This window comes from Rubneribacter badeniensis, from assembly GCF_002899695.1.
Taxonomy (GTDB): domain Bacteria; phylum Actinomycetota; class Coriobacteriia; order Coriobacteriales; family Eggerthellaceae; genus Rubneribacter; species Rubneribacter badeniensis.
Genome location: NZ_PPEL01000101.1, coordinates 1 through 10,290 on the forward strand (window position 1 = coordinate 1; position 10,290 = coordinate 10,290).

9 protein-coding genes are annotated in these 10,290 nt (G+C 64.4%); 4 read left to right on the plus strand and 5 right to left on the minus strand.

Annotated elements, in window-relative coordinates:
* The 4 genes from C2L80_RS14185 to C2L80_RS12040 form a co-directional block, all read right to left on the minus strand.
* The coding region (locus C2L80_RS14185; RefSeq protein ID WP_204600605.1) for a hypothetical protein at positions 1-264 on the minus strand (264 nt) is incomplete at its 3' end.
* A gap of 323 nt (positions 265-587) precedes the next feature.
* Positions 588-1,463 carry a dimethyl sulfoxide reductase anchor subunit family protein gene (locus tag C2L80_RS12030; RefSeq protein ID WP_103263278.1) on the minus strand — a complete coding sequence of 292 codons (876 nt, stop codon included), beginning with the start codon at positions 1,461-1,463 and terminating at the stop codon, positions 588-590.
* Between the two features lies 1 nt (position 1,464).
* On the minus strand, positions 1,465-2,130 hold the full coding sequence (locus C2L80_RS12035; RefSeq protein ID WP_103263279.1) for a 4Fe-4S dicluster domain-containing protein: 666 nt from the start codon (positions 2,128-2,130) through the stop codon (positions 1,465-1,467).
* Positions 2,131-2,237: 107 nt separating this feature from the next.
* The gene (locus tag C2L80_RS12040; protein WP_103263280.1) at positions 2,238-5,348 is read right to left on the minus strand and encodes a molybdopterin-containing oxidoreductase family protein; all 3,111 of its coding nucleotides are present in this window, start codon (positions 5,346-5,348) and stop codon (positions 2,238-2,240) included.
* A 280-nt stretch (positions 5,349-5,628) separates the two neighbouring features.
* Between C2L80_RS12040 and C2L80_RS12045 the strand changes: the two genes are divergently transcribed.
* Together C2L80_RS12045 and C2L80_RS12050 are read left to right on the plus strand one after the other, a co-directional pair.
* Positions 5,629-7,116, plus strand: coding sequence for a helix-turn-helix transcriptional regulator (locus C2L80_RS12045; RefSeq protein ID WP_103263281.1), 1,488 nt, complete (start codon positions 5,629-5,631; stop codon positions 7,114-7,116).
* A 252-nt stretch (positions 7,117-7,368) separates the two neighbouring features.
* The gene (locus C2L80_RS12050; protein ID WP_087198678.1) at positions 7,369-8,331 is read left to right on the plus strand and encodes a Fic family protein; all 963 of its coding nucleotides are present in this window, start codon (positions 7,369-7,371) and stop codon (positions 8,329-8,331) included.
* A 142-nt stretch (positions 8,332-8,473) separates the two neighbouring features.
* On the opposite strand, the gene C2L80_RS12055 is transcribed toward C2L80_RS12050, so the two are convergent.
* The gene (locus tag C2L80_RS12055; protein WP_129589959.1) at positions 8,474-8,797 is read right to left on the minus strand and encodes a hypothetical protein; all 324 of its coding nucleotides are present in this window, start codon (positions 8,795-8,797) and stop codon (positions 8,474-8,476) included.
* Between C2L80_RS12055 and C2L80_RS12060 the strand changes: the two genes are divergently transcribed.
* Positions 8,796-9,179 carry a nucleotidyltransferase family protein gene (locus tag C2L80_RS12060; protein ID WP_087198680.1) on the plus strand — a complete coding sequence of 128 codons (384 nt, stop codon included), beginning with the start codon at positions 8,796-8,798 and terminating at the stop codon, positions 9,177-9,179. The genes C2L80_RS12055 and C2L80_RS12060 overlap by 2 nt on opposite strands.
* 14 nt (positions 9,180-9,193) lie before the next feature.
* The gene (locus tag C2L80_RS12065; protein WP_157941085.1) at positions 9,194-9,451 is read left to right on the plus strand and encodes a HepT-like ribonuclease domain-containing protein; all 258 of its coding nucleotides are present in this window, start codon (positions 9,194-9,196) and stop codon (positions 9,449-9,451) included.
* Positions 9,452-10,290: the final 839 nt, after the last annotated feature.

Sequence of the window (10,290 nt, forward strand, 5' to 3'; positions counted from 1 at the left end):
CTCGGCCGCCTCGGTCAGGCTGAACCCCGCCGCGACGGCCTCCACGGCGAGCTCCCTGGTCTCCAACGGGTACATGCGGACTCCAATCCGGACACCGGAGTGTCCAACTTTTTGTCCGCACCCCCATTTTGTCGCAAAACACGAACTTTTGTCCATTTGTTTCGCTTTTTCGATAAAATATCGCGAAAAATCTTCGATTCCATTACCGTAGCAGACAACCGCTTCGAAAACCGCTTCGAAAACCCGGAGCTGCCGGTCCGGCATGCCAAATCCGCAGCGACTTCCGCAAAGCATCGTCGGCGCGCGGCTCGTCGATGCCCATTCGGTCCGGCCAGCGCCACGCCTCAAGCCTCGGCGCTTTCGGAAGGACTCGGATGCACGGAGCGGCAGAACGCACTTGAAGCCCTCCTTGCGTCGATCTGGCATTTGTACCCCAAAGCGCCCTCCGCATGCGCGGTCTGCCTGTTTGCAAGGGGGGGGGTTCGGGGATGGCAGACCGCGCATGCGGAGGGCGCTTGAGACGACACGGGAAGAAAGAGGCCCCGCCCCCTCCTGCAACTTTTCGGCGCAGGAGGGGGCGCACGGCCTTAGTAGAACATGAACACCGACAACCCCAGCTCGTAGAACGCGACGCGCAGGCACACCGCGCCGACGAGGGCGCAGGCCACGCCCACCGACCCCCAGACCTTCCAGGCGCCCGCCGTGCCGCGCCTGCGCCCGAGGAAAGCCGCGACCAGCGGAACCGCCGCGCCCACGGCCACGGCCCCCAGCCACAGCAGGCCCGCTTGGCCACCGACCGCGCCCTCCGGATCGGCCATGGCCGCCGTGGGATGGGTCGGGTCGAAGTAGTAGCCCACCTCGACGAAGGAGCCGCCGGAAGCCTGCAGGAAGGCCGCGTAGGCGACGATGCACACCGCGCCGATCGCCGCGCCGGCGAGCGCGAGCGTCCCGCAGGCCGACACGTCGTCGCCGCGCAGCGCCATGACGACGGCGACGGTGGCAGGTCCCAGAATGCACGAGGCTCCGACCACCGACAGCACCTCCAAAACGCTGTCCCACGCCGGACGCGCCGCCATCACGTAGCTGTGGGCGCACACGGCGACCAGCACAAGCGACGCGGCGACGGCCAGCACGGCGGCCCACTTGGGTACCGCCCCCTCGCCCGAGCGCCGCAGGCACGCAAAGTACGCCACGGCCACCGCGGCGAACGCGACCACCGCGATCAGCTCCTGCGTGATGCCAGACGAAAGGTGCCCGAAGCCGTTGAAGATGCGCTCCCAGTGCTCGAGGTGGAAGAACACCGCGATGCCGGAGAGGGCCAGCAGGGCCGCGCTCACCACCACGAGCGCGGCCTGCGACCTTCGCGCCCCGCCCCTCAGGGCGAGGATCCCCTGCGTCCCGAACGTCCCCGCGCTCCACGCCACGAGCGTGGTGAACAGGATCAAAGGCCACTGCAGCTCCATGCTACTCCCCTCCTTTCCACTCGCGATCGCGCAGAATGTAAGCGAACTCCGGGCCGTTGCCCACGTCGGGCAGACGGTGCAGCTCAGTGGCCTCGTCGAAGTCCTGGGCCAGCTCTCCCAAAGTCACGCGGTTGCCCGTGTAGAGCGCATCGTAGGAGCGGTCGGCGTCGTAGCCCACCGCCGGCGCCTCGAAGCCCTCGATCCCCGCATCCATATCGCCGAAGAACCGGGCCCGCCCGCCGCACTGGATGACGCACTGCGGCAAACCGCCCTGCCCCGTGATCTGCTCGCAGAGGGTGCATTTCTCCACCACGCCCTCCTCCTCGTTGAGGTAGCGCACGTTGTAGGGGCAGGCCATGGCGCAGAACTGGCAGCCGATGCACTTGGACTTGTCGATCTGCACGGTGCCGTCCTCGAGCTTGTGCGAGGCTTCGGTAGGGCACACCTTCACGCACTCGGGGTCGGCGCAGTGCTGGCACTGCACGGGCAGGTAGTACATCTCCACATCGCGCGAAGAAGTCGCGCCCTTCTTCAGAGACGGGCCGATGCGCAGCACTTTGTTCCAATAGGATCCGATGGGCACGTTGTTGACGGCCTTGCAGGCCACCATGCAGGCCAAGCAGCCCACGCACCGGTTCAGATCAGTGACGATAGCATACTGGGTCATGGCGTCACGCCTCCCTTCCCATTCCCGGTTCCGGGCAGGCAGGTCGCCCGGAACGCGTCGCGGCGACCGACGCGCCGCTTCCGATAGAAGCCGAATAAGTCACTGGCTCACTCACCCTCTCGTATCTCGTAGTTCGGCAGCCACGCTTTCAGGCGCGGGTCGGATGCGTCGTAGATGATCTCGGTGCCGTCCTCGGGCGCACAGGGGACGACTTTGCCGTCCGGGCAGTTCTCGGGCGTGGCCTTGTAGATCTTCACCGGCACGCCGCGCATGTGCGACGACCCGATGTGCGTGTCCTGCCCGTGCGGATCCCAGATGCAGTCGATGCACGAGAGCGTGAAGCCGTGCGTGGGAGCGGGCAGCTCGGGGAACCACCAGGCGTGCTCGGCGTTCGCCCAACCTTTTGCGATGCCGTAGTACAGATCCACCACCTGGCGCACCTTTCCCCACTCGGTCTCGATCCAAGCCCAGTCGCCCTGCTTGAGGCCCAGTTCCGCAGCATCCTCCGGGTTCACCTCCAAACGCGGTGCGGGCCAAAGCTCCCGGCACCACGGCAGCTGCCGGTGCTCGGAGTGGAAATACACCGGGATGCGGCGCCCCGTGGTGAGGATGATGGGGTACTCGCCCATGTCCACATCGCCCTTGGGACCGGACGCCGGTTCGTCGTAGTGGGGAAGCATCTCGTGAAGAAGGTCGTACTTGCCCGGCTCGAACTCGTTGGCGCGATCGACGGCGTACGCTTCGAACAGCATCGGCCAGAACTCGGCCAGCGCCGTGGGCGTGGGGAAGCCGAAGTTGTTCACCGGCTCGCCCGTCTCGTTGTCACAACTGAACAGCTTGCCCGTGCACGCGTCCTTGCCCATGCGCATCCAGCCCGTCTCGAAGCGGCGGTACGTGCCCCATCGATCAGGCTCGATCTCCTTTGCGTTGATCCAGCCGTTTTCTTGATAGTAGTCGGAGAATTCCTGCCAAGACCCCCACGTCACCTTGGGGTTGGCGGCGCTGTTGGCGGCGAACCACTCGTCCATGCGCTCGTCGCAATGATCCGGCGCCGGCTTCGTCGTGTCGATCAGCGAGTTCCATGTGGCGTTCGGACCACCGACGGCATCGAAGATCAGGCGGCTGATGTCGTGGTCGAACTTCGTGTCGCTCGGCGGCTCGACACAGCGCACCGTGGCCCCGATGCCGCCGGAAGCCCCCTGCGACACGCGGATGTTGTTGATCTCCAGCCAATGCTGGCATGGTAGCAGGATGTCGGCCATCTCGGTGCCGGGATGGTGGAACATGTTGATGTCCACCCAAAAGTCGAGAGCCTTGAGGCCCTCCCACGCCAGATTGGCGTTGGACATGTTCATGAACGAGCCGGACTCGTTGATGCCCCCCTTCAGCGGATACGGGTCGCCTTCAAGGCATGCCTCCCAAATCATCGTCGCATCCGACCACTCGTTATAGTACGCCGTGAGCGGGAACTTCTCTGCGCCTATCATATTGGACAGCGTGTCGATCTTGTCGGGCAGGTTCGTCGGATCGGGCGTGACCCCTTCCATCGGAATAGTGCCCAAGGCAACGAGCTGGGCCTTCACTTCCTGCGGCATGTTGGAGCCGGGAACCGACATGGCCTGCTCGTCCAAGGGGGAGCGCGTGAGGCCGCGGTTGCCGGCGGGGCCGTCGAGATTGCCCGTCATGTACATGAGATGGATGACCGCGCGCACCGTCTGCGTGCAGTTGCCGATCTGGTCGGGCGCGAGGTTCAAATGGATGCCGCCGTTGCCGTAGGTCTGCCCTTCAGGACGCGTCGCCCACACAAGGCACGCCTCTTCGACGAGCTCCGGATCGAGCCCGGTGATCTCCTGACACCATTCGGGCGTGCAGTCGGCCACCGACTCCTCGAGGTAGGCCCACACCGGCTTGGCCGTATGGACGCTGCCGTCGAGCAGCGTCACCTCGTGCGACTCGCGCATGTCCAGATCGATGCCCGCATCGACCAGCTCGCCGTACGAAAGGGGCGGCAGGTAACCCTCTTGGGACGTGCCCTCGTACACCACCTCCATTTGATCGCGCGTGGGCGCCACATGGTTGCAGCCTTCCCATTGGGTGGCGTCGGTGTCCCAAAACACCAAACCGCCAGCGCCGTCGTTGGCCAGCTTGTTCCATGCGTAGAACCTGCGGGGGCTGCCGCCCTCCACCACGTCCGACTCCTTGAGCAGGCGCGTTTTCAGCTTCGTTCCCGCTATGTCCGCCGGCGGAGCGGGAGAGCCCGCCGTCGAACCCGCCATGGGCGACGACAGCTCGAAGTAGCGCCCGCCCGTGGGCTCCATGTCCTCCACCACGAGGAAACTCGCGTTGGTCCAGCGCTTCACGAACTCCCAATCCACCAAGTCGTGCTCGATGATGACATGCTGCCAGCACAAAGCCAGCGCGCCATCGGAGCCGGGACGCAGGTTCAGCCAGTAATCGGCCTCCTTGCCGGAACCGGACAGGCGCGGGTCGATGCAGATGTGCACATCGGCCTCGGTCATCTTGTCCACGAGGTTGCGGCAGCTGTCGTCGTAGTTCGAGTTCTCGGGCGCGGTGCCCCACTGCACGTACACGCGCGGACCATCGCGCAACGCCATCCACGGCGCACCGTCCACCGAGCTGATCCAGCCCATCAAACGCCGCGGGCCTTTGCAGATCTCCGAAGCCAGATGCGCGTTCGGCGTGTCGAACAGCCATTTGTAAAAGCAGTACGGCGCGTACACCCACTGACGGGACGTACCGCACATGTTGAAGATGGCCTGCCCGCCGTAGCGCTCCATGATCTCGTTGAACTTCTCCCCGATGGTCTGCATGGCCTCGTCCCACGAGATGCGCACCCAACCCGGATCCTCGCTCTTGGGGTTCGTGCGCTTCATGGGGTGGTAGATGCGGTCGGGGTGGTACGCCGCCTGGATGGACGACTGCGACTTGCCGCAGCAATTGCCGCTCGACTGGAACGACGACTGGTCGCCCTCCACCTTCACGGCGCGTCCGTCCTGGACGGTCACCCACACGCCGCACTCCATCTTGCCGCAGCCGCGACAGCACGTGCGCACGCGCTTGACCTCGCCGCCGCGCGCGGCGGCTCCGGCGTCTTCCGCAAGCGCCGCGTTCGGCGCGGCGGCCGAGCATGCCAAAGCGGCGCCCGTCGCCGCGGCGAGCTTCGCGAACGTGCGCCGGGACAGATTCAGCCTACCCATTCCTCCTCCTTCTCGCTTCTCTCGTCTTGGCGAGAGACGGCCAAAGCCGCCCCTCCTTCGGCTCCCTAGTCTGCCCGACGGCTGCGCGAAACGCATCATGCGTTTTGTCGAAAAATCGCCTCGGATTCACGGGATTGGCATCATGCATTTCCCATGATTTTTGAAAACACCTGGTGAGAAGCTTGCCAAGGAAAGCGAACTGCGCAAGTGCCTCACCCCCGAACTCGGCGGGAACGCTATAATCTCATTCACGGGGATCATCGAATCGGGGGGATTCAAGATGACGCAGCCACACAATCCTTCGCCTTTCGCCGTAGCCCGAGAGCGCATGCGCGGCCTCTCATGGAAGAACTTCCTCGGCCCGCGCACCATCGGCTTCGCCCTCGCTCGCGGCTGGGTCTACCTCATGTTCTTGGGCGCAGCCGTCAGCTGCGTCACGTGGAACGGCCAACCCGTGCCCGGCATCGTGTTCACCGGGTCGACCGTCGCCCTGTGCGCGACGCTGTTCGCCAGCGCGTTTCTGGGCGAGCACCTCGAAGCGCTCGCGAAACGATGGCGATTCCGGCTGCTGGGGCCCGCCCTCACGATGGCCGGAACGCTGCTCATCTCCTCCATCACGCTGCCAGGAGCTGCACAGGTGCCCCTCGGTGCGGCGGGCGCGTTGTGCACGGGAGTTGGATCGGGATTGATCGACCTCGGATACGGCGAGCTGTACCGCAACGTTGATCCGCAGAAAACGGCTTTCGAGGTGCCCTTCGCCTTCTTTCTTGCCGCGCTGCTGTTTCCGCTGGTCATGTCTCTTCCCTCGGCGGCAGCATGCGCAGTGACATCGCTTTTGCCCCTCGCATCGGGCTGGATACTGTTCGTCCACCTGAAAGCCTGGTCGCCCCGCCTTGCCGCCAACGTGCAGCCCGTGAGCATCCATCTGGGAAGGTTTTCGTGGAAGATCGGCGCCTGCGCCTGCCTCATCGGACTGGCCGACGGCGTGGTGCGCGCCGTGTTCATCGCGGCGAATGAAGCGCCCGTCGAAAGCTTCTACCGCAACCCCATCGTCTGGGCGAGCGTCCTCACCATGGGCATCGTCTACGGGTGCATCCTGTTCTCGCGCGAAATCGGGCTTCGGCAGGTGTACAAATCGGTGATGCTGGTCATGGCGGTGTTCTTCATGCTCCTGCCCGTGTTCACCGGCTTGACAGACGTTGAGAGCACCATCGCCTTGGCCGGCTACGGCACATTCAACGTGCTCATATGGGTGCTGCTGGCCGACATCTCGTTCAACTTCCGATTCTCGTCCATCACGGTGTTCGGCATCGGCTGGGGCATGATCACGCTCGGCGTGCTGCTGGGATCGGTGGCGGGCCAGACCATATCCCGGCTGGCTCCGTTCTCGCCGCAGACGCTTTCGCTCATCGCGCTTCTGGCGACGCTGGCCATCCTGGCGTCGTACATGTTCGTGTTCCGCGAAAGCGACCTCATCGCGCTGACGAAACCAGACGACGCGCAAGCGGACGCAGAGGAGCCGCGCAGAAGGCGCTTCCACGATCGCTGCCAAGACGTGGCCGCCGAATACCGGCTCTCCCCGAAAGAGACCGAGATCATGATCCTGTTCGCGAAGGGCCGTTCGAGCGCGCGCATCCAAGAGGAGCTGTACCTGTCGCGCGGCACCGTCACCACGCACTTGCGCCACATCTACCAAAAGATGGACGTGCACAGCAAGCAGGAGTTCCTCGACGTGATCGAGGGGCGGCAGGAGGGACGGCAGGGGTAGCGGGGCTTCAAAGCGGCCCTCGCCGCCCCACAGCTGAAAAGCTGATGCAAGGTACCAGCCGCCGTCAGAATGCACCGACTGAAGAAGGCGGGGGACGGACGCAAGCCGACGACGCTTCGGCGTGGTGCCGTGCCTCTCCTCGATTGCGAAGAGCCGCATCTTCAGAGCCTGCCACCCCGTTGCCTTGTGCGGATGCTCCCGTTTTACCGCCATTGGCGGTAAAATATTGGCGGTAAAAGATTGGAGCTGCTTATGCCCTACGAACCGCCCTTCGAGATAACGCCCGACATTTCAACCGTCGCACTCGAAATCGCCGAGATGGTGGGGAGCCTCTCCCCCGCTTCCGACCTCGCCGCCTCGCCCACCCTGCATCGTCGGCTGCGCATACAGACGATCCACTCCTCGCTTGCCATCGAGCAGAACACGCTCACCGAGGAGCAGGTGACCGCCGTTCTCGAGGGAAAGCGGGTTCTCGGCCCGCCCGACGACATCAGGGAGGTCGAAAACGCCAAACGAGCCTACGACCTCATGAACGAGCTGAACCCTTTCAGCCTCGACGACCTCCTTCGAGCCCACGGAACGATGATGGAGGGACTTGCGAAAGACGCGGGCAGGTTCCGCTCGAAGAACGCGGGCGTGTACGACGAGCGGGGCGTCCTCGTCCACGCGGGCACGCCGGCCACCTACGTCCCCGGAGTCATGTCCGATGTGTTCGCGTGGCTGAAGGGTACCGAAGTGCCGCCTTTGATCGCTTCCTGCGTGTTCCACTACGAATTCGAGTTCGTGCACCCCTTCTCCGACGGAAACGGCAGAACGGGCCGGCTCTGGCACACCCTGCTTCTCGCCCGATGGCGACCCGTACTGGCATGGCTTCCCGTGGAGAGCATGATTCGGCAACGTCAGGGCGGTTATTACGCCGCCCTGAACGCATCCAACGCAGACGGAGCCTCCACCCGGTTCATCGCATTCATGCTGAGGGCCATCCGCGATGCCATAGCACCCTACTGCGCGTCCGCAGACCCATCCCGCCGGCTTCGCCTCGCCGTGATGGACGCGTTCGAGGAGGATCCGCATGCCACCGTGGACGACGTGGCCGAGCGCATCGGCGCGTCGAAGCGCACCGTCGAACGAGCGATAGCGTCCCTGAAGGACGAAGGGCGCGTGCGACGAATCGGAAGCCCGCGCGCAGGGCACTGGGAGGTGGAGCGAACGTAGCGAAGAAAACGCGAGCGACCGCGTTTCGATTCTCCCTTTTGGGACGCCTCTTGCACGCGCACGCCGCGCAATCCCCATCGGGAACATTTCGAGCCGAAGGACGCGTGCGGCCATGGCGCAGCGGAAAAGCGTTGTGCGCGATTCACGGGAATTGGGACATGCCGCTCACGCGCGGCACAAGAAGCCCGGTTGCGCCCAAGTCGAGATCGCGCGGTTCGGCAAATGCGGTATCCGGTTCGTCAGCGATTTGGAACGCGTCAAGGGAGGCATCGACCAAATCGTCCGCATCATCCACATCACGAACGATATCGGCCTCGACCTTGCCGCGCTCGAAAAGATGGAAATGGCGAGCGGCGAACGAAAGAGACATCCCTTTTGCTCGACCGGGACGACCTGCGGCAAAGCGCAACATAAGCATGGTAGAATAAGCGGCAACGAACGTCGAAAAAGCGAAGGAGGCGAACATGGGCGATACCGTCGTGAGCTTGGCGCAGCTCGAGGACGAGCTTAAGCGGCTTGTTGGAAAGTACCACGCCCAAGCGGCCTACCTGTTCGGCTCCTACGCGCGCAGCGAAGCACATCCCGATTCGGATCTGGACGTGCTCATCGTCGGCGGGCCGGACTTCCACGCTCCCAACGTGTTCGCCATAGCCGAAGAGCTTCACTTGCGCTTTCAAAAGCCCGTCGACGTGTACGAGATACGCGAAATCGAACGCGAGTCGCTCTTTTACGGCTCCGTCATGCGGGACAGGTTGCGCGTGGCATGGTCAAAGACGACGCCTACCGCCTCGCCGCCATCCGGCGCATGGGATCTGAGCTCCTCTCTTATGTGCGAGAATACGGGATAACCGCGAACAAGATCATGTCTGATCATGTGGTGCAGTGGACGCTTGCCACGCCCCTTTACAACATCGGAGAGCAGGTTCATCATCTTTCAAGCGAGCTCAAAGAGGCCAATCCGGATATCCCCTGGTTCAAGATCGCTGGAATGCGCCATCGGCTCGTACACGATTACGAGAGCACCAATTGGATGATCGTCGCCCAGACGGTGCTCGAAGACATCCCCGCGTTCCTGCAAGATATCGAACACGTCGTCTTGCCGAGAAGCCCCGAGGAGTAGCCGCTTCGATCCCAATCCCAATCGGGGCTTCCACCGATCCCGGTTCGGACAACCTGCGCCGATTGTCCAACGGCAGCACAATCGAACGCGCCCATTCGGCCCGAAAGACACGAGGAACCTCAAGCGCCCCGCGCGGATGCGGCTCGCCCGTTTGCAAGGGGGTTCGGGGAGGGAGAGCCGCGCCCGCGCGGGGCGCTCGGGACAACCCACGCCCTCAAGGGAGGCATCGGCACGGGGGGCCCTTCCGCGCCGAGCCGCGCGGCCATCGCGCGGCGGCCTGCGCCCGCAGGGCTGCGGCGGCTTGGGAACGCGAGGGCCTTCCGGAGCGGATCCTGCGCGCGAAGCCCCCTCGCGCGAAAGGCGGTAAGGGATCTATGGAAAAATTTCCATATGTTACCGAACACAGGCCCATCAACCTCCCGTTCGCATGGGACGGTAAAGAATCGGGAGATTTTCCCCGATATGTTACCGAAATCATCGAATCGAGCTCCCGGATCAAGCCCCGAACGCCCCTTTTCAGCCCGCCTCCCCCGCATCGCGGTACAATATCGGCCGTTTTTCCCAAATCCATTACCGAAGCCCCTTCGCATCCCGGCCGCGGACGGGAAACGGCGGCGAGGGAACGCCCGTCCGGGGCGAGCGCGGCAGAGGAAGGCCCGCCTCGCGGCAAAACGCCAGCGGAAGGGCGCCGCTCGGCAGCAAGCGGCGCCCGCTTCTCCACGCGGCACCCGAAAGGAACGGGATCCGCGCCCGAGCGCCCCGCGCGGATGCGGCTCGCCCGTTTGCAAGGGGGTTCGGGGAGGGAGAGCCGCGCCCGCGCGGGGCGCTCGGGGCTGGGG